Origin of the sequence: Seinonella peptonophila, assembly GCF_900129355.1 — a bacterium.
GTDB classification, from domain to species: domain Bacteria; phylum Bacillota; class Bacilli; order Thermoactinomycetales; family Thermoactinomycetaceae; genus Seinonella; species Seinonella peptonophila.
Genome location: NZ_FQVL01000001.1, coordinates 739,755 through 758,878, shown reverse-complemented (window position 1 = coordinate 758,878; position 19,124 = coordinate 739,755). Strand labels below are relative to the sequence as shown.

Annotated in this window: 18 protein-coding genes; 12 read left to right on the top strand and 6 right to left on the bottom strand. The window is 36.3% G+C overall.

The window, feature by feature from the left end; all coding sequences use genetic code 11:
* Positions 1–221 precede the first annotated feature (221 nt).
* The 4 genes from BUB71_RS03640 (at position 222) to BUB71_RS03625 (ending at position 4,395) form a co-directional block, all read left to right on the top strand.
* A complete protein-coding gene (locus tag BUB71_RS03640; protein ID WP_073152122.1) occupies positions 222–1,523 on the top strand; it encodes a phytoene desaturase family protein in 1,302 nt (433 codons plus the stop codon).
* Positions 1,501–2,364, top strand: coding sequence for an RNA polymerase sigma-70 factor (locus BUB71_RS03635; RefSeq protein ID WP_073152118.1), 864 nt, complete (start codon positions 1,501–1,503; stop codon positions 2,362–2,364). Before BUB71_RS03640 ends, BUB71_RS03635 begins: the two co-directional genes overlap by 23 nt.
* A gap of 350 nt (positions 2,365–2,714) precedes the next feature.
* A complete protein-coding gene (locus tag BUB71_RS03630) occupies positions 2,715–3,077 on the top strand; it encodes a hypothetical protein (RefSeq protein ID WP_073152115.1) in 363 nt (120 codons plus the stop codon).
* 148 nt (positions 3,078–3,225) lie between these two features.
* Entirely contained in the window at positions 3,226–4,395 is a 1,170-nt protein-coding gene (locus BUB71_RS03625; protein ID WP_084731009.1) for a cytochrome P450, read from the top strand.
* A 70-nt stretch (positions 4,396–4,465) separates the two neighbouring features.
* On the opposite strand, the gene BUB71_RS03620 is transcribed toward BUB71_RS03625, so the two are convergent.
* The 4 genes from BUB71_RS03620 to BUB71_RS03605 form a co-directional block, all read right to left on the bottom strand.
* Positions 4,466–5,026: a hypothetical protein gene (locus BUB71_RS03620; protein ID WP_073152112.1), complete on the bottom strand. Its 561-nt coding sequence runs from the start codon at positions 5,024–5,026 to the stop codon at positions 4,466–4,468.
* Positions 5,027–5,108: 82 nt separating this feature from the next.
* Positions 5,109–6,008 (bottom strand): polysaccharide deacetylase family protein, encoded by a 900-nt coding sequence (locus tag BUB71_RS03615; RefSeq protein WP_073152107.1) that lies wholly within the window; start codon positions 6,006–6,008, stop codon positions 5,109–5,111.
* Entirely contained in the window at positions 6,001–7,359 is a 1,359-nt protein-coding gene (locus tag BUB71_RS03610; RefSeq protein ID WP_073152103.1) for a glycosyltransferase family 2 protein, read from the bottom strand. Before BUB71_RS03610 ends, BUB71_RS03615 begins: the two co-directional genes overlap by 8 nt.
* 4 nt (positions 7,360–7,363) lie before the next feature.
* Positions 7,364–8,182 (bottom strand): glycoside hydrolase family 16 protein, encoded by an 819-nt coding sequence (locus tag BUB71_RS03605; RefSeq protein WP_073152100.1) that lies wholly within the window; start codon positions 8,180–8,182, stop codon positions 7,364–7,366.
* 286 nt (positions 8,183–8,468) lie between these two features.
* Between BUB71_RS03605 and BUB71_RS03600 the strand changes: the two genes are divergently transcribed.
* On the top strand, positions 8,469–8,909 hold the full coding sequence (locus BUB71_RS03600) for a MarR family winged helix-turn-helix transcriptional regulator (protein WP_073152097.1): 441 nt from the start codon (positions 8,469–8,471) through the stop codon (positions 8,907–8,909).
* A gap of 193 nt (positions 8,910–9,102) precedes the next feature.
* Here BUB71_RS03600 and BUB71_RS03595 read toward each other — a convergent pair whose 3' ends face one another.
* Positions 9,103–9,780, bottom strand: coding sequence for a DUF998 domain-containing protein (locus BUB71_RS03595; protein ID WP_073152094.1), 678 nt, complete (start codon positions 9,778–9,780; stop codon positions 9,103–9,105).
* 230 nt (positions 9,781–10,010) lie between these two features.
* Between BUB71_RS03595 and BUB71_RS03590 the strand changes: the two genes are divergently transcribed.
* A complete protein-coding gene (locus tag BUB71_RS03590; protein ID WP_073152091.1) occupies positions 10,011–10,604 on the top strand; it encodes a PadR family transcriptional regulator in 594 nt (197 codons plus the stop codon).
* A 1,079-nt stretch (positions 10,605–11,683) separates the two neighbouring features.
* Here BUB71_RS03590 and BUB71_RS03585 read toward each other — a convergent pair.
* Positions 11,684–12,298: a C40 family peptidase gene (locus tag BUB71_RS03585; RefSeq protein ID WP_073152088.1), complete on the bottom strand. Its 615-nt coding sequence runs from the start codon at positions 12,296–12,298 to the stop codon at positions 11,684–11,686.
* 774 nt (positions 12,299–13,072) lie between these two features.
* Here BUB71_RS03585 and BUB71_RS03580 point away from each other — a divergent pair.
* The 6 genes from BUB71_RS03580 (at position 13,073) to BUB71_RS03560 (ending at position 19,116) form a co-directional block, all read left to right on the top strand.
* The gene (locus BUB71_RS03580; RefSeq protein WP_073152085.1) at positions 13,073–13,678 is read left to right on the top strand and encodes a TetR/AcrR family transcriptional regulator; all 606 of its coding nucleotides are present in this window, start codon (positions 13,073–13,075) and stop codon (positions 13,676–13,678) included.
* 79 nt (positions 13,679–13,757) lie between these two features.
* On the top strand, positions 13,758–14,321 hold the full coding sequence (locus BUB71_RS03575; protein WP_073152082.1) for a hypothetical protein: 564 nt from the start codon (positions 13,758–13,760) through the stop codon (positions 14,319–14,321).
* Between the two features lie 82 nt (positions 14,322–14,403).
* A complete protein-coding gene (locus BUB71_RS19390) occupies positions 14,404–14,580 on the top strand; it encodes a hypothetical protein (RefSeq protein WP_175552270.1) in 177 nt (58 codons plus the stop codon).
* Positions 14,581–14,871: 291 nt separating this feature from the next.
* Positions 14,872–15,111 carry a heterocycloanthracin/sonorensin family bacteriocin gene (locus tag BUB71_RS03570; protein ID WP_073152079.1) on the top strand — a complete coding sequence of 80 codons (240 nt, stop codon included), beginning with the start codon at positions 14,872–14,874 and terminating at the stop codon, positions 15,109–15,111.
* Positions 15,112–15,253: 142 nt separating this feature from the next.
* Entirely contained in the window at positions 15,254–17,182 is a 1,929-nt protein-coding gene (locus BUB71_RS03565; RefSeq protein ID WP_073152076.1) for a putative thiazole-containing bacteriocin maturation protein, read from the top strand.
* Positions 17,179–19,116: a TOMM precursor leader peptide-binding protein gene (locus tag BUB71_RS03560; RefSeq protein ID WP_073152071.1), complete on the top strand. Its 1,938-nt coding sequence runs from the start codon at positions 17,179–17,181 to the stop codon at positions 19,114–19,116. Before BUB71_RS03565 ends, BUB71_RS03560 begins: the two co-directional genes overlap by 4 nt.
* Positions 19,117–19,124: the final 8 nt, after the last annotated feature.

Genomic DNA, 19,124 nt, shown 5'->3' with positions numbered 1-19,124 from the left:
TTCTAACTTGTTAACAAAGGCTTCTTATGAATTGAATAGCTTATGGGAATTGGTATGGAGGTATTCCTATCAATGTTGATGGCTCGTAAAGAGTCCTTCAACTAGAAAAACTAGTTAAAAGCAGGCGTTCATTTGTCGTAATAATCTTTTTATTTATTTCTTGTCACAAGATCATTTCCACAATCGTTATAAGAGTAAAAGAAACGAAAGGGATGATTTTGATGGGGAAATATGATGTGGCAATTGTTGGAGGAGGCATTGCAGGATTAATTGCTTCAATATATGCTGCTAAAGCAGGGAAGAAAACGATTGTATTGGAACAGCAAAAACAATTAGGTGGAAGGGCTATCACCCAAAGGAAAAATGGGGCTTACTTTGATTTAGGAGGTCATGCTTTATACAAAGGGGATGCGGTTCAGATCTTACAGGAACTAAATGTGGAGCTTGCAGGAAAAGAACCATCTTCAGATGCCTTCGGAATTTGGAAGAATCAACTCATTCCTTTACCTATGAACTTTATGTCTTTGCTTACGACACCACTCTTTTCATTTAGAGGAAAACGAGAAATAGGAAGCTGGTTGGTAAAACTACGAAAATTAGACACAAGTCAATACAACCAAATGAGTGTAAGGGATTGGATTGAAGGTCATTTGAAAGATCCTATGGTTCGTAATTTTTTCTACTCATTGCTGAGAACAGCTAGTTATGTAGTCGCTCCTGATCTTCAAGCGGCTGGTCCGGTTTTAAGGCAATTAAAACATTCGATGAATGGTGTACTCTATCTTGACAAGGGTTGGGGAGCTTTGGTAAAGGAATTGCGAAACAAAGCAGAAGAATTTGGGGTTGGATTTATGACTGGAAATAGAGTAACTGAGATAGAAACCAAAGATAGACGGGTAGAAGCAGTGAAATGTGCAGATGGAACTAGAGTTTATACCGATCATGTGATTCTTACCACAGCACCAGAAATAGCTTATAAACTTGTCCCATATGCAGATCAAACCTCATTACAGGTGTGGAAAGATCAAGCGATTCCTATTACTGCAGCTTGTTTGTCTATTGCGCTACGTCGATTACCAAAACCGAAAAACCAATTTATTTATGGGCTTGATCAAGCTGTATTTCTTTCAAATCAATCACGAGCAGCCCATTTAAGTGATAATGGAGATCAGGTTGTGCAGCTCATTAAATACCAAGGAACGCATACGAATGTAAAAATAGATGAACAAGATCTAGAACAAACGCTAGATTTAGCACAACCCGGTTGGCGTGAGAAGTTGGTAGCTAGACAATTTTTGCCAAGAATCGTGGTGACACATGATTTTATGCATATGAAACGTACCGTGAATCCAGGTCCCCATGTTCCTGAAATAAAAGGATTATATGTTGCTGGGGATTGGGTAACTCATGGAGAATTGTTAGTAGATGCAGCGGCGGCTAGTGCTAAGCGAGCAGTAGAACATTTGATAGCATATCCCAACCAAGAGGGGGTTTTTGTGGGTGGACATCGAGTTGTTGTATAAAGAATATAAATCATTGCTTTTTTCCCTTGCATATCGCATGCTTGGGAGTGTGATGGATGCAGAAGATATCGTACAAGATGCTTTTATGACTTTTGATCAATTGCCGGAAAGTGCACAACTCGAAAATAAAAAAGCATATCTGTGTAAAATTGTGACAAATCGTTGCCTAGATTTATTGAAGTCATCGGTGAAAAAAAGAGAGGTATATGTAGGTCCCTGGTTGCCAGAGCCTTTATTAGATGATCAAGTGAATGATAATGATCCATCTAACACTTATATGAAAAAAGAATCATTGACGACTGCTTATCTTTTGTTGTTACAACAATTAAATGCGATGGAGAGGGCTGTCTTTCTACTTCGAGAAATTTTTCAGTATTCCTATGATGAAATTGCTGAAATGGTTGGAAAGTCAAGCGCCAATTGTAGGCAAATATATCGGCGAGCCAAACAGAGCATTCATCTCAGTCCAGAAACGATTTTGCCTATGCAGGAAGCTGAGGAAAAAGTGAAAGACTTTGTTCAATCAATCTTACAAGGTAATACTGGACATATAATAGATTTGATTCGAGAAGATGTCGTTTTATATAACGATGGTGGGGGAAAAGTACGAGCTGCGCAAATTCCGATTATCGGGACATCCAAAGTGGCTCAACTGTTATTGAACTTTGCTCGGATGTATGCTGGAGAATATACTTTACAATTTGTTACCGTAAACAGTCTCCCTGGTTTTGTGATTTATATGAATGACGGATTGAAATATGTTTACTCTTTTTCGTTTAAAGGAAATCAGATACAAACTATATATACTGTAGCAAATCCGGACAAATTGGCACATATTTAATATGCACTTCTAATGTATATTGATCGTGTTAATGATTGTGTCTGATCTATGGTAAAACATAATGGGGACGGGGCAATCTATAGGAATTAAATTGTTATTCTGTTCAATAGCACCTAAAATGGAGCGAATCAGCCATTGATTTAACATGGCTGGTTTTTTATTGTGATCAATCACATGTATGAATAGATGATGCGAAAAAGAATTGCAATGCAGCAGTTGTATATATATGATTTAATATTCAAATATATTTATTTGCTTGTTTATATTCTTTATTATGAGGTACAAATATAGCAACCACTTATAAGTGTTAGGAACATTTTTACTAATATAGTTGAAAGGATGTAAGAACATTGATTAAAACAATTGGAATTGCTAGTAATATTGAAGATCTAAAGGAATTCGAAGCCTATTTTTTTAATAAAGTCTTACCATTCATGCTTCAAGCACCTGGAGTAAGCCATGTCAACATTACGAGTGTCATGCCGATGAGCCAAGAAAATGTTGAAGAGTATGCAGGTATGCAAGTAATAATCGAAACACATTATGAATCTTATGATTATTTGAGGGATACCATTAATTCCGAACTTGGACAGAAAATCATCGTTGCTGCTAGTCAAATTCCGTCAGGGAAAATTTCTCTTTTTATGGGTAAAGAAAAGAAGGTTTTTCCCTCAAAACGAACGACACAATCACTGAAAGATTTTGATATGTAAATAAAAGCGTTTGCAACTTATGTAATTTTAGATTTACATATAATTATTCGAAATTCCATGTTTTATTATTAAATATTTGGGTATATTTAATAAATAGCATTCTATTATTATTCATTTATTTCAATATCATCATCGAGGAGCTGAAGTAATGATCCCTGCCCCATCGTTAGACCCCTTTTCTTGGTATCATAAAATGCAACAGGAAAATCCTGTAGTTTTTGATGGGGATTACATCCATTTATGGGGTGAAAAAGGTGTTTGGCATGTATTTCGTTATGAAGATGTGAAACGTGTTTATGGAGATTATGAAAACTTCTCAAGTGAAGTAACCCCACGCATGGATAATAATCCTATTGCGAATTCCATTACGAATCTTGATCCTCCTCGTCATCGATCATTGCGCAAAATTATATCCAAGGCGTTTGTTCCTTCAGTTATTTCAAATCTAGAGCCTTGGATTCGTCAGCTATGTACACAACTATGGGAGAAACACTTGGAATCGGAAAAAATTGAGTTTATTCGCGATTTTGCTATCCCTGTTCCTGTAAGAGTGATTTGTCAATTACTTGGTGTACCTGATCAAAACCATGAACAAATCTCTCATTGGGCTAAAGCATTTACCTCCAATCCGCAAACAGAAGAAGAAGTCGGATATTTTTTCCAAGCACAACAAGAACAAATGGAGTATTTTACTGCTTTGATTGAACAGCGTTATAAAGAACCAAAAGATGATTTGATCAGTTCATTAATTGCAGCAGAAGTTGATGGAGAAAGATTATCGACTGAGGATTTAATCTCATTCGCAATGATTTTATTATTCGCAGGTAATGAAACAACCACAAATTTGTTAGGAAATGCTATCTATACACTTACTGAACATCCTGAGATGCAAGAACATCTATTCGAAAATAGAGAAGATATTCCTCAAGCTATTGATGAAGTATTGCGCTATCGCTCACCTGTCCAAAGTCTCTTTCGAAAGGCTAAGCATGATATAGAACTAGGTGGTAAAAGGATAAAACAGGGAGATTATGTAAGCGGTTGGATTGGTGCAGCTAACCATGATCCCTCGATATTTGAGCAACCTGGAACTTTTGATATCTATCGGGATAATCAAGCCAAACTTAGCTTTGGTCATGGAATCCACTACTGTATTGGAGCGCCTTTGGCTATTTTAGAGGCAAAGATTGCTCTAGACATTATTTTAGAAAGAGCCACACAACTACAGTTAGAGCCAAATACATCCGTTGATCTTTATCCTAGTTCTATTATGTATGGATTTCAGAAATTACCTCTTGTGTTCCAAAAACGGACATGAATAAGAAATCGCCCCACATGCAAAAACTCTCCCTTACGAGAAGGGGGAGTTTGTATTTATTGGTGATCCTTTATTTCTGAGAGAGAAACATTCTACGATTCCAAAATCGCGTCACAGCGAGGTCTATCAACCAAAATAAGAATAGATATGCCAAGATAGTATCATATAGTAGAAAAGCGATAGGATCAGTTAAATCCCGTTGAGAGAAGGGCTTGATAGAAATCAAAGTTAAGAAGCTGATCAGAAAGCCGCCAACAAAGTTTGAAATGAAAACGAAGATTGAACTGTAATTTGACAAATATTTTTGTGTAAGTTTCTCTACAATCAATAAGATTGGAATGCCAAAGATCAAAAAGGGGACAACAACAATCGTAAGTAGCAAAAAAGGTAGAAAGGAAGAGAAATTTATCAGAAGAAAACTAATTATTACTGAGATGAGAAAATAAAGGAACCCAGAGACGAGTTTTTTTCTGATCCGATTGTGATCAACAAAGAAGTATAAAGGAATCCAAAATATATTGAGGCAGATGAACATAATAAGGATATAGTTCTGGGAAGCGGCTGTATACAAAAAATAGAAGAGTAGAATAAAGAGAACAGCAAAAAAGCCAGTCCAAACTTTTTTTATCATAAAGCTATTCCTCCAATTGTGTGCAAATTTTGCTTCATATAAACAACAATGCAAGGGTGAGTGGAACTTGATCTGTGTAGGATTAGTTTGGATGACTAGGACGAATTTGTTGCTCATTATCCAACCATTCCGAATATGTAATAACTTGCACCTTATCTTGCACTTCTGCTAAATAATTAACAACTTCTACAAATCGAGTTTTATCATAGATCATGCTGGTTGGGTCAACTGTTTGATCAGCAAAGCGATGATTGACAAAGATTAATGTCTTCTTGTTTTGTATCGCTTCATCAATCCAGTCTTTTACTTGTTCAGTAGTAACTGGAGTCGTTAAGTTTTGAACCTTCGCTTGGTAAGTAGTATAAGGCTGGTTTTTTTCAAAGCCTTCAATTAGAGATCGAGCACCTCGATATTTTTTCTCTGCTAAGACTTGAATCGTAGATGAATTAAAAGCACCATATGGATAAACCACGATATTACTAGCTTGTGTAAAGCATTTTGAATTAAGCCAAGCTGTCCCTCTCATAATTTGATCAGATTGTTCTTCGCGGTCAAGTGTGGATAAATTTTTATGATCAAACGTATGGTTAACTAAATCCCAACCATTCCTATATACATCTTGCAATTGCGATAAACTCATATAGTCTGGTTGATTGACTTTGGATGGAATAACAGCTATCGTTGCTGGGAAATTTCTCCTTTTTAGAACTTGAAAGGCGAATGTATATTGAGATTCCCAATTATCGTCAAGAACAAAGATTATTTTAGCTTTATTTGGAGATAAAGGTTTTTTTGTTCTTTGGTTATCAGATGGTGGGCAATGCGTCATACCCATCGTAATATCTTGAATTTTATGATTGATAAGTTGAGTGAAGGAATCGGCAATATCTGTAATTAAGATATCTTTATAACGGACTAGAGGGAATACAGCGATAAAAGCAACCAATAAAAATATGTAAACTTTAATCAGTTTTCTATCCAATATGTTCACCTCTAGTATTGGTTTCATGAATTTGATAATCTCGTCCAGTACGTGCCACTTTATTCCATCCTGTTGGTTTAAAGACATAGGCAATCGTTCCATAAAAAATAAAAAATAGAGTAACGAATCGATATAGAAAAATATCAATAAAAATTAATAAGATTAGCCGCCACTTGTTTCTTCCTTTGAAGCGGACTCCTTCACTGTATGAAATATAAATCGTAAATAAATTATAGATAAAATTGAGAATAAGTGACCCGATGAAATAAGCTGTGATCGCTTGAAGCATATCGGCTTGCGGCATAAAGAACGAAGCAGTTAGTACACATGTGGTCACAATTGTGGCTACTGTTCCCATGAAGAAGGCATCAAAAAGTAAGAAAAATGATACAATCCGATGAAATATCGTCCTTGCAAGAAATCCCCAAAAATGTAAGACACAATCGACAAATGCCTTTTGCCAGCGTATTCGTTGTTTAAACAAGTCTCTCCATGATTCTGGGCACTCTGTATAGCAAATGGCATCTGGGATAAACAGCATTTTACTTCCAGGATGTTTTAAGATCCATTGTTGAAAGCGTAATGTGATATCAATATCCTCACCTAATGTCTCACGATAACCACCAAGTTCTAACAGAATTGACTTGCGAAAGACACCAAAGGCACCTGAAATAATCGCAAGCGCATTTAATCTTGCCAGTGAGGACTTATAGATATAAAAACCTTTGAGATACTCAAAGATTTGTAAGGAAATCAACCATTTGTTATTCAAGTTGATATCGTGCATATTTTTTCCTTGCAATATATGAACCATTCCACCACCTGCAATAACATTTGGGTTATGGAAGGCAAGATTAACTTCTTTCAATGCCTTCTGATCTAAAATGCTATCTGCATCTAAAGTAACAATTATGGGCTTTGTGGCAAAGTTGCATCCAGCGTTGAGTGCATCTGCTTTTCCTCCGTTTACTTTGTCTAGCAAAAAGATTTCGGGGTATATTTTTGATTGGTAGAAGTCAACAATCGGTTTGTGAGGTAAATCATGTTGTTTTTCCCAATGTAATGGAACGAGATCTAATAGTTCATATAAGACCTCAAATGTGTTATCTGTCGATCCATCATTGATAAAGATGATTTCTTGATGTCGATAATCGAGTTGCAATAATCCTTTTAATGTTGTTTCCAAGATATAATTTTCGTTGTAACAAGGAATTAGAATCGAAACTCCTTCTTCAGGGATACGGGGTTTGACTTTTCGCCTTCCTTCTGAAAAAAATGGGAGTGCGTGAAACATATGGAATAATGGCAAAAAAGTGCAGAAGAAAAATACAATGGCGCCAATATGATTCATGGAGTTATTCCGCCTTTTTTTTGTAGATTTTCACTGAATCGATTTGCATGGTGATTGGAAATGTGGTTGACTTTTTTGGAGAGCCGGGCCATTTTCCCCCAACTGCTAAATTCAAAATCAAATACATGCGTTCTTGAGGAACTCCCTGATTGGTTTTTCTCATAAAGATGTCATCAATATACCAACGAAGCTCATTTTTTTCCCATTCTAATGTATATGTATGAAATTTATTTGGGTAACGTAGGTCATAAAAGGTAGATTTAGAGACTAACTCTCCTTTTTTTCGCCAATGATTTACCATATAGACTCGTTTGGGCTCAAGTCCAGGTGCTTCGAAAATGTCTACTTCTGGTAATTGATTGTTTGCCGGTAAGAGCCATAAAGCTGGTAGCATACCGGGTTTAAAAGGGACTTTCATCCGGATATCAACACGTCCGTAGAGAAAGGTAAATTTATCCTTCATATTGACGAGACCTGAAGTATATAGTTTTCCTTGCTTTCGTTCCTTTTTAGCGGTTAAATTCAAAAAGCCATTTGATAAGTTTACATTTTTAGGTGTATAGAATTGCAATTCCTCGTTATAATTATCTTTTTGAAAGAGTGAGGTCCACTTGTTCTTATTTAATTGGTTCGATTGAAAATCATCAATAAAGACTTGTTCCCATACTCCGCTATTTGTTGTAATGGTTGGTAGTTTTTTTTCTATATATGTATTATGGTCTTCAGTGGTTTTTGTAATTGCAGTAAAATTTTTCGGAATAGAAGAAAATATAGAAAGCGCAATCAAACCAATGAGTGAGAAGAGGAAAACCCATTTTCGCATTGGCGTACTCCTTTTTATAATTATTATATAGTTTTATACGAATGGTGGTTCGTTTTTTGCGTTATGTATAAATGATAGAATTAATTTCAAAAATGACTAAAAACCCAGATTTATCTGAGTTCGGTTATAGTCACAAATATAGCTATGTTAAACCAAATGATTTTATCTAATAAAATGATATATGTTGTTATTTCTATTAATATTTTTTTGTTTTTGGATTGTCGACTGAAGATAAGCGATTTATATTGCATGTACAAACAATGAATTTTAGAAATGTGGTGAGATAATGTCAAAACCAACGAAAGATCATCTATTAAAAGGATGTATGTATTTTACTGCAAATCAATTGGCGCGATCCATTACAAAGCTAGCAGATAATGAATTTCGTATCACAGGTTTATCACCGACTTATGCTTTTCTTATGATCGCTGTCAATGACCAACCAGGGATTTCACAAAAAGAATTGGGTGAAATTCTACATATTGCCCCTTCGACAATTACTCGTTTTATTGAAAAACTACTAAATAAAAATCTCGTTTATACGAAACAACGAGGACGGCAATCCCTCATTTATCCAACGGATAGAGGGAGGGAGCTCCAACCGATCATTGAAAAAGCATGGATCAATCTCTATGATCGTTATTCAGATGTGATTGGTGAACAAATTGGAATCAAATTAACCGAGCAGCTATATCAAGTGAGTTTACAGTTAGAAGGAAAATCATGATATGTTTACAAATTAGATTGTATGTACAACTATTCACGATTAGAAAAATTCCAAGTAAAAACGCCGACCAATACTATGGACGACGCTTACAAACAACGTTGGAAAATGAACGTTGTTTTGTTTGGTTAGACAACTACTGTGACTTCTGATTTATATTTGAGCGATTATGATCAGTGTTATTTTTTGGATATTGTTAAGATCGTGTGTGATGAGCGCGTTTAAAAGACAACCATCCCATGATCACGAACCAGATAAGCACCTCTATAGCAAGAAGTCGACTGTATATTCCAGCTATACCTCTACCTTCTCCCGAAGCAATTGGATCGAAATTCAGAAAGAACAAAATGAAGAGGATAAGGGTAAGGGGACTTCCAATAAGCAGCCCTTTCCCGAGCGTTTTCCAACCCGGGATTTGTCGTAAATATAAACCAGCTGTTAGAAAACTCAAAATGGTAGTTCCTGTACTCAATAGAAAGCCAATTGAGTGCATGAAAGTCGCTTCAAGATTGAAAATTCCACAAATGACGAGTCCAATTGGTGAAAGGATAAACAAGATCATACAAAGCCGACGCATTAAAGTCTGTCCGATTCCCCTCAGTGAATGGAAGATCCCAATAATACCAATTAAAAGTAAGATTCCACTCAAGATAAAGGACGAATTCATAAAAAGTGCGGTTGAACCCATCCCTAGACCGCTGATTGGTTGAGTAATAACTGAATAAGGCTCAATTCGTACATTGTAAATGGTGTAACCTGTGCTGATAAAACCGAGAATGAACCAGGTGAGGGTGAATATGATTGGACCTAGAATGGCGCCGAGGGGTAATAACTGCATGAATGGAAATGATTTTCTTTCTTTAAGCTGTTTCATTTTTAATCCTCCCAGTTGTTTTGTCTTCGATGTTAAATTGAAACAGAGTTTTCAATGAATTTTTAACGGCTTGGTGTCATGTCATGCATTTACCATTGATTAAAATAGATGACGGTTCTTTGATTGGAATTATACTATAATTAAACTATATTTTTTAAACTATAATTAGTCAACTAGTATTTAAAAGAAAAACTTGTTCTTTTATAATGAGATCGAAGGAGTGATGTCGAATGCCTAAATCAAAGCGAAGCAATTTGCTTGCTTTAGCTGTCTTATCATTGCTTAATGAGAGCCCTATGCATCCGTATGAGATTGGAGTTACCATGAAGAAGCGTGGAATCTCGGATACGATTAAGCTGAATACAGGTTCCCTTTATGCTGTGATTGATCATTTGTTAAAAAATAAAATGATTCGTGCCAAAGAAACGTTAAAAGAAGGGAAACATCCTGCAAGGACAATTTACGAACTTACACCTGCTGGTTACGATGAATTTTTTGATTGGCTAAGGTATTTGGTGCAAAAACCAGTAAAAGAATACACGCAATTTGCAGCAGGACTTGCGTTCCTGGCACATTTATCACCCCATGAGGCATATGAACTGCTTCGAAAACGTAAAAGCAATTTAGCTGAACAAATCAAGACAATTCGTTCCTCAATAGATATTACACAACAGTCAGGAGTCAGTAGACTTTTTATTATTGAAACAGAGTATGAATTGGCTCTATTGGAGGCTGAAAAAATATGGCTTGAGCAGATCATTCGGGATATTTCGGAAGGTCTTTTGACCATACGCAAAAGTGACGAATGGAAATGGTCGAAATAAAAAGGTAGGTTTCATTCGGGTTCAGCTGTTCGGGAACGTACATGGTGACAAGTTGAACACTGTTCCAGGAAGTTGGTAAGTTTTTTTGTAAAACACATCTCTATGAGTACAAAGTTGATGTTGACTGACATACTTTCGGCTCTATCCAAATTCGTCCAAGAGTACTCCCGCTTCTACAAGCGGTGAGGTGAATGGGACGTGGTTCGGTATCCCTTTTGCGGGGATGCTTATAACCACTTTTTTTGTTAGAATAGTTGTAGCTCTTTGAAAACTGAAGATATGGGGTTGTTGCTGGAAAGGGTCAGTAACGTAAAATCTTCAACCAACCAGCTCACCGAAGTTGCGAAAACCAAGCGAAAGTAGGGAGCATACTTTGTTTTCACCGCTGGGACGGCGGGTAGAGCCTGCTAAGATAACTGGACGTTTGTCTGGTGTTCGCAGGAATCTACCACCTCTGTAGGTAGTAGTAGTTCAACAAGGTTCCTTTGAATACTTGTTCGATGTTTGGAAACAGCCTCTATCACTTATCGAGTGTGAAGATGAACCTGACAGATTGAGAAGGCACTTGCTTCTTGATGAAATAGACTCTAGGCACAATGGATTACGAATATTATTTCTCTTGGGGGGTTAGAAATAGCTTTACAAAAAAAATTGGCTGAAATAAAAAACAATTCTTAGTGGACGATGCTAAGAATTGTTATGATTGAAACGTTAGTTAACTAAGTAATTAGTTGTCAGTCAAATATTTAACGTGTTGAAAAGGTGTAATAGGATATAAATAGACTCGCTCTTCCAATAGCATGAAAGAACCAGTTAATACCTAATTAACTGGTTCTTTCATAATCAGTTTAGGAATCCTATGATTTGATAAATCATTGTATAAGATTTAGATGTGAACGTTAGGGTAAGGTTAATAGGATAACGTTTATAGCTTTACTAGGCGGTTCATTCCCTGAATATCCGTTATGTTTGGATAGATCAGAATAAATGGGGTGAAATAATTACTGTTAAAATTCAGCTTTTATACCAAGTAAGTTGTCTAATTCCCATATCTTTTAAGGTTAGTGATTAATAGGCCGTTACTTACTTCCTACCCCGTTTATCCGGATTGCATCATAGTAATGAGATGTAAAATAAGGTTCTCTTAGATCGTTAATAACAATTCCACCTTTAGAGGAGGAATTATAGACAAATTTATTATCACCAATATAGATGCCTACATGTGTAATGTTATCATCCTTACAAACACCGCAATTGTAGGTGTTTTCATGAAAAACTAAATCACCAGGTTTTAGATTCTCTTTAGTAACTTTGACTGCTTTTTTTTCTTTTATCATCAATTTGTATTGATCATAGACTGTTCGAGGTAGCTTGATTCCAAAATATTTCTTATATATCCACTGAGTAAAACTTGCACCATCAAGATGTCCGACATAATTACTATTTGGTGGTCGATTTCCTCCTATCTGATAGACAATACGAGGGAGGTTGTTAGTGCCATTATTTTTTACTAATTTTTTAAGTGTTTTTATCATCGATTTAATTTTATCTCTTTTCTGATCATCATGGCTATTCATCTTTTCATTATTTCCTGCAATGTTGTATGATGCATCATTCATTACTGCACCAAAAACTGTCGTAGGTAGCGCTAAGAACAAAGCAAGAAGTAAAACAGTTATTTTAAATTTCCTCACTCAATCACCCCATGATTTGTTTAAATATAATTATCTTTCTAATAGGAAATGAAAAGCTATACCTCTAATTAGAAATATATTCTTATATATTTCTATTGTCAATATTATTTCATTTTGCTATTCTGTATACTTCATGCCAAAGCTAATATCCTGGATTGATACATTGATACACGATAGCTGGAATACTCGGCTGTTTACGTTAGCGCTGAAATAGCTGTTGGTTATTCCCGGATTGACAGCAAAGGTTAACAATTTTCATAAGGGAATTATATAAGTTAATCCATTGTTATCTTGAATATAATCCTAAAATTTTAACTAAATAACAATGATCTAGCATTGATGATGAGTTTAAAAGTTGATTGGGTGGCAACGGGGATGTTTGCACTCGGCACGATCATCGCATTGTTCAATCTACTTGTAAAAGATACTTCTGGGGATACTGGACTGCATAGGTTTGATTGGAATTCTACCATGCCTAGCAGGTCTCTGGACGGTCAATCAGCTATGGAGAACGCCATAATAAAAGTTTAGGGCTTTCGATAAATGATTGAGATGATGACGAAGATTACTGGATATCTTGGTACGTCCAATGAAAATAAGTGTCTATAGAATAGATTTATTTGAATAAACATTCTTGGAGCGATTTTCATTCAGTCTAGTTGATTGGATAGAGTTGGCAATGATTTTGGTAGATAACCTATGTATAACATTGACTGTATGTACAGTCAATGTTATACTGTGTCTAGTAAATCGTTAGGTTTGGGAGGGATGTTTATGGTACGAGGTAAAAATGATATTGAAGATCGTCGATTTGCTATTTTAGAAGCTGCTTATTCTTTATTTGGACAGCAAGGTTATGTCCATACATCGATCAAACAGATTGCCCAAGAAGCTGGAGTGGGTCATGGCTTAATTCTTCATCATTTTGGGACAAAAGAAGGTTTGTTGATTGAAGTGGTTCGAGAATGGATCGTAAATCGAGGATTAGTAGAAGTTTTCGAAGATGTAAAGAAAGCAGAAGACTCAGATGATCTTATGCGTATGGCGATTGAACATGTTGCAAACTTTCGAAATGAGAATCAAGGTTGGTTTACTTTGATGCTCAGTCTGTGGCTAGAAGCACGACGAAATCCTGCTCTAAGTAAAACGCTTGAAGAAATCTATATGGCCATGCGTGAAACGATTAAAGAATTATTACATCGTTGGTCATCAGATTGGTCTACCGATCAACTAGAAACATATGCCACATTGATTTTGGCACTGATTGATGGATTAACTCTCCAATTCTCCAGAAATCCAGGTGATCAGATAGTAACTTTAGGTACTATTGGAATTTCTACTCTTCTAGAGGGAAAACAGAAGGGGGTTGACCCAAATTGAGCTTTATCTTATTTATGCTTATTTTCACCATCTTTTGTCCGTGGCTTGAATCTAAATTAACATCTTAGGAGGTTTGAAAATGTTTGCTGGACATTTTGCTTTGGCGGCGATTGTAAAAACAAAACAAAAACAGGTTCCTTTATGGGTTTTGATGTTATCGACTCAATGGCTAGATATTTTGTTTGTTGTTTTCATGCTATCTGGGGTAGAGAAAATGACAAAAGTAGGAGAAGGGAATTATGGTGCTAATTTAATTTATGCCGGATATTCCCATTCACTCTTAACAGTTGTCCTCTTCTCCTTGATTATGTTCTTCATCACAAAAAATCGTTGGGGAAGTAAAGGTGCACTAACAGTGGCTGGACTTAACTTTAGCCATTGGCTATTAGATTTGTTAGTACATCGCCCAGATCTTCCAATTCTTCCTGGAAATATCGGACATTTCCCTTTGCTCGGTTTTGGATTATGGACTTCTCCAATTACCGCAGCTTGTGTTGAAGGAATTCTTATCTTGTTAGCAATCATTCTCTATGGTAAATATACCTATCGAATGGGTGGAAGTACTCGTTTCAGTTGGCTGAATAGTGGAGTGATGGGATTAGCACTCATTTTGTCTATGGTTAGTGATTTTCTAGGGATCTAATTTGAGTTAGTTTGATCCCAAATCAACTTAAAGAATTTGAAGCCTTGTAGTCTATTTGAATAGAGGGGATCGGAGGAATTAAATGAAAGCGATTATAAACCTAATAAGTGGTCAAACGATTGAGGTCAAAGGGAAAGCAGCTGAAGAGCTTTATCATCAAATCATGTATGAGAATAAATCTTTTGTAACCATACAAAGTAATCATCTAGAGCGACTTTTCCCTATAACTCAAATAAAGGAAATTGGAATTTATCGATGACAAAGCATAGTTGAATGAGATGAACCAGCCACTAAATGATTTGTGGCTGGTTCATTATGGTTTAAGCTAGTAGTATTTGCATAGTAGTTGGATTAATTCATAGAAAAGCAACTTTAAAACCATTTCGCAAATAAATTATTTTTCTTTTTGCCAAAGCTTTTCTTGGTGCTTTATGTAAAAAGATGAGATAGACGGCAACCACTTGGGTGAAAAATTTAATTCATTTGTAACCACTACATAAATCCAATCATAAATATATCCAGACAATTTAAAATTCGGAGGTTACGAAAAATGAGTGATTTGAAAAAAGATCTGAAGAAGTTAAAGATTGATGATTATACTGAAGAAGAGATGGCTGATTGGGACTATCAACAGATGTATGATCAAGATTATCAAGTTACCCAATGTGGCCGATGCGGGCGATGCGGACGATGCGGGGGATGTGGACGATGTGGCTTTGTTTGTGGTAGATGTGGAGGGTGTTTTGGAGGTTTTCCTTGCTTTCCATGTTTCCCTTTCTTCTTTTTCTAAATTGATACCATATAGTTATTCTTTTTCTGCATTATACCCCATCATTCTTAATAAATGTTGGGGGCTTTTAAATTGAGCAATAAAACAAAAAATTGAACATAAAGTAGTAAAGTAAAAAATGATTTCCAAAAGGAGGCATCAAATGTCAAATTTGAATGCTTCAATGCGATTGAAAATTCAGGGCGATGTGTTTTATTTACCTGATCATAAAGGTGGAGTATATCTTCGTAACAATCAACGTTCCTTTCGAATCGAAGGAAGTCAAATGGATTTGTGGGTTGAAAAACTGATTCCTTTTTTTTCAGGTGAATATTCATTAAGTGAGATCGCAGAAGGATTGTCACAAGCGCATCAAAAACGAGTGTATGAAATTGCTGAAATTTTATACAAATACGGTTTTGTTCGTGATATAAGTAGGGATCTTCCAGACGAATTATCAGAGGCAATCCGAAAAAAATATGCACCTCAAATTGAATTTGTTGACCATTTGGTTCATTCAGGAGCCTATTTATTTCAACGTTATCGTCAGAGCAATATTTTGTCCATTGGATCTGACTCAATTTTTGTGTCACTAATTTCTGCGCTCTTTGAATCTGGACTCAAACAGGTACATGCTGTTATGGAAGGTCTTACTTCTAGACAACAGCAAAGAATTCTTGAGTTGACTGAGCATTATCAGAAAGATGATCCAGAATTATCGCTTCGAGAAGTTTACATAAAAAATGACATAGAGATCGGTTGGAGAGAAATCATAGAACCTTTTGATACTGTTTTATTCGCATCCTCAGGTCGAGATATCGAATTATTAAAACTCCTGCACAATATATGTCGTCAAGAAAGAAAAAATTTTCTTCCTGCTATCCATTTACAGCAATTTGGAATGGTCGGACCTCTCGTTCATCCTGGATCAGAAACCTGTTGGGAGTCAGCATGGCGACGCCTGCATCAAACCTCACTTTGTGAACAACCACAACCAGATTATCCTTCAGCCACAGTTGGATCAATACTCGCTAATACAATGGTGTTTGAGCTTTTTAAACAGGTAACGGGTGTAACACCTTTAGAAAAAAAGCATCCTTTTTATTTATTAAATATAGAAACGTTGGAGGGGGACTGGCATTCTTTTATACCTCATCCGTTAGTTGGAACAAAACCTGTTATTAAGGAGGTTGAAATCCTTCAGTATATCAATAAACAAAGTTCAGCATCAGATTCTAGTCAATTACTTTCCTTTTTCCACCAAATCACTTCTAAAACTACTGGGATTTTTCATACATGGGAAGAGGGCGATTTAAAACAACTTCCTTTCGCACAATGCAAAGTACAAATTGCTGATCCTTTATCAAATGAACGAGCTCATTTGTTACCAGAGATCATCTGTATTGGTTATACTCATCAGGAAGCTCAATTAGAGGCTGGCTTTACAGGTATAGAAACATATGTTTCTCGTCTTTTGGAAGGTATAGAAAATCCTTTTAAAGATCAAATGGAAAATTTCGGTATCGGTACAGGTTTGTCGTCGACAGAAGGTATTTGTCGTGGTATTCAAAGTATCCTGAACAGGAAAATGAATAAACAATCTTGGTCACCGATCTATCGTTCGCTTATGAAGAGAGTCCATTTAAGTGCCATTGATGATGAAAGATGCTCATATTATTTAAAAATGTTAACGATAGCTAATGGGGAGTCTATTATTTATCAAGGAGAAGAAGTAGCTGGATTTCCCGTATTTTGGGTAGTCGTAAATGAGAAATGGTATGCAGGTATTGGATTAAACACAACGATTGCTTTTCGTAATGCGCTTAAACAAGCATTCATGCATAGCGACTCAGGGGTCTATTCCAATCAAATGGAGTTATTTATTTCTAGTTATCCAGCAGATAGTCAAGAAATTTCCATTCCCACATGTGAAGAAAAACATGATATGGAGATGCTTTTACGAGATGCTTTAAAAACTCTAGACAAAAGACGGAATCAACTCACTTTATATGATCTCGCTTTGGAACCTTTTTTTAAAGAGAAACTGGGAGGCGTTTTTGGAGTCAGCTTGGAAGGAAGGGATTTCCAATGAGTGCAGATGTGTGGATTGTTGGAAAAGGGCATTTAGCTAATTTTGTCGCAAGCAATTTATCGAGTCAATATTCAATAATTCGTCACTTGGATTTTGTAAAAGATCTCCCTAACACTAGATTAGCACTTGTTTTACACGATGCATGGTATCCAGCTATTCATCAAACAGCCGAAAAGTTACTTCAAAAAGCTTCAGTTCCTTGGTTAAGTGGTTATCTTTCGTTTGGTGAGGGATTTATCGGTCCACTTGTTGACCCAGGTACACCTGGTTGCTCTCAGTGTGCGATTTATCGTCGACTCATGGCAGGGCGTGACCGTAAATATATGTGGGAGATCTACCAGCGAAAGAACATTTCTAAAGATGCAAATCAAGAGATATGGGGAACTTACACGAGTATACGCTATTTAGCTCAGTTAGTAACATATGAAGTGGATCGGATTTTACAAGGGAAACCTTCATATGTTAAAGAAAAAATTCGTTGCCTTCATTTACGTACCTTACAAAGTTCATTGCACTCTTTTTTACCAAACCCGTTATGTCCTGTTTGTAGTCAGGTTGCTCTTGATTCATCTGAACAAGCACGAATTACACTTCAATCTAGTCCTAAAGTGAAACCATATACATCTCGTACTCTTTCGCTTGATGAACTTAAACAAATTCTTGCAAATGACTATCTAGATAACCGAACTGGTTGTTTAAATGGATGCGCAAAAGATACGACTACTCCTTTTGCTGATGTAGTTGTGAATCTCCCTTTATTTACAGTTGATGAAGCGACAGCTGGGCGTACCCTATCATTTGCCGATAGTGAATCAGCAGCCATATTAGAAGGACTTGAACGTTATTGCGGTCTATCACCACGTGGCAAACAAACTGCTGTTTTTGATTGTTATCATCATCTCCAAACCGAGGCATTAAATCCCTTTGAAGTCGGTGTTCATTCGCCTGAGCAATATTCTCTTCCGAAATTTCCCTTTCGTCCCTTTGATCCACAACAGCCCATCAAGTGGGTATGGGGATATTCATTGATACAGAAACGTCCAATTTTAGTTCCTGAGGTGTTAGCTTATTATAGTTTGGGGCACAAAGATGGTTTTGTATATGAAACTTCTAATGGATGTGCTTTAGGAGGAAGTTTAGAAGAAGCCATTTTCTATGGCATCCTAGAAGTAGTGGAAAGAGATGCATTTTTAATGGCTTGGTATGGTAAGTTAGCACTTGCTCCACTTGAACTTGCTTCAGCTAATGACACTGAACTTGCGTGGATGGTTCAACGTTTGCAATCTGTTGCTGGATATAATCTTCATCTTTTCAATGCGACGATGGAGAATGATATTCCTACTATATGGGCACTGGCAAAAAATCGTAAATCGGCTGGACTTCATCTTATCTGTGCAGCTGGAGCTCATTTAAATCCGATCCAAGCTGTTAAAAGTGCCATTCATGAAATTGCAGGAATGGTAAATTTGCATACAGGAACACATGCATCAGATATGCAAAAGTGCAGAGAGATGCTTACCAATCCTTCTCTCGTTCAACAAATGGAAGATCACTCCTTGCTGTATGGATTACCAGAAGCAGAAGAACGATTCGATTTTTTATTAGATACTCGGACTCCAGTTCAAACGTTTGATGAATTACGATGGGCAATCGATCCGAATGACATTACTTGTGATCTTAGAAAGATGCTTACCAAATTTAAAGATTTAGATATGAACGTAATTGTGATTAATCAGACAACACCTGAACTAAAGAGAAATAACCTTTATTGTGTAAAAGTTCTGATACCAGGAATGTTACCGATGACATTTGGTCATCACCTTACACGTTTAACAGGATTAGATCGGGTGAGAAATGTACCTATGCAATTAGGATATGTACAGCGACCACTATCCTTAGAAGAATTAAATCCTCATCCACATCCTTTCCCATAAGACAAAAG

Coding starts and splice junctions, on each gene's coding strand:
- BUB71_RS03560 (WP_073152071.1), top strand. CDS start 17,179: ATGAGTGCAGATGTGTGGATTGTTGGAAAAGGGCATTTAGCTAATTTT.
- BUB71_RS03570 (WP_073152079.1), top strand. CDS start 14,872: ATGAGTGATTTGAAAAAAGATCTGAAGAAGTTAAAGATTGATGATTAT.
- BUB71_RS03575 (WP_073152082.1), top strand. CDS start 13,758: ATGTTTGCTGGACATTTTGCTTTGGCGGCGATTGTAAAAACAAAACAA.
- BUB71_RS03625 (WP_084731009.1), top strand. CDS start 3,226: ATGATCCCTGCCCCATCGTTAGACCCCTTTTCTTGGTATCATAAAATG.
- BUB71_RS19390 (WP_175552270.1), top strand. CDS start 14,404: ATGAAAGCGATTATAAACCTAATAAGTGGTCAAACGATTGAGGTCAAA.
- BUB71_RS03605 (WP_073152100.1), bottom strand. CDS start 8,182: ATGCGAAAATGGGTTTTCCTCTTCTCACTCATTGGTTTGATTGCGCTT.
- BUB71_RS03640 (WP_073152122.1), top strand. CDS start 222: ATGGGGAAATATGATGTGGCAATTGTTGGAGGAGGCATTGCAGGATTA.
- BUB71_RS03590 (WP_073152091.1), top strand. CDS start 10,011: ATGCCTAAATCAAAGCGAAGCAATTTGCTTGCTTTAGCTGTCTTATCA.
- BUB71_RS03610 (WP_073152103.1), bottom strand. CDS start 7,359: ATGAATCATATTGGCGCCATTGTATTTTTCTTCTGCACTTTTTTGCCA.
- BUB71_RS03565 (WP_073152076.1), top strand. CDS start 15,254: ATGTCAAATTTGAATGCTTCAATGCGATTGAAAATTCAGGGCGATGTG.
- BUB71_RS03600 (WP_073152097.1), top strand. CDS start 8,469: ATGTCAAAACCAACGAAAGATCATCTATTAAAAGGATGTATGTATTTT.
- BUB71_RS03580 (WP_073152085.1), top strand. CDS start 13,073: ATGGTACGAGGTAAAAATGATATTGAAGATCGTCGATTTGCTATTTTA.
- BUB71_RS03620 (WP_073152112.1), bottom strand. CDS start 5,026: ATGATAAAAAAAGTTTGGACTGGCTTTTTTGCTGTTCTCTTTATTCTA.
- BUB71_RS03595 (WP_073152094.1), bottom strand. CDS start 9,780: ATGAAACAGCTTAAAGAAAGAAAATCATTTCCATTCATGCAGTTATTA.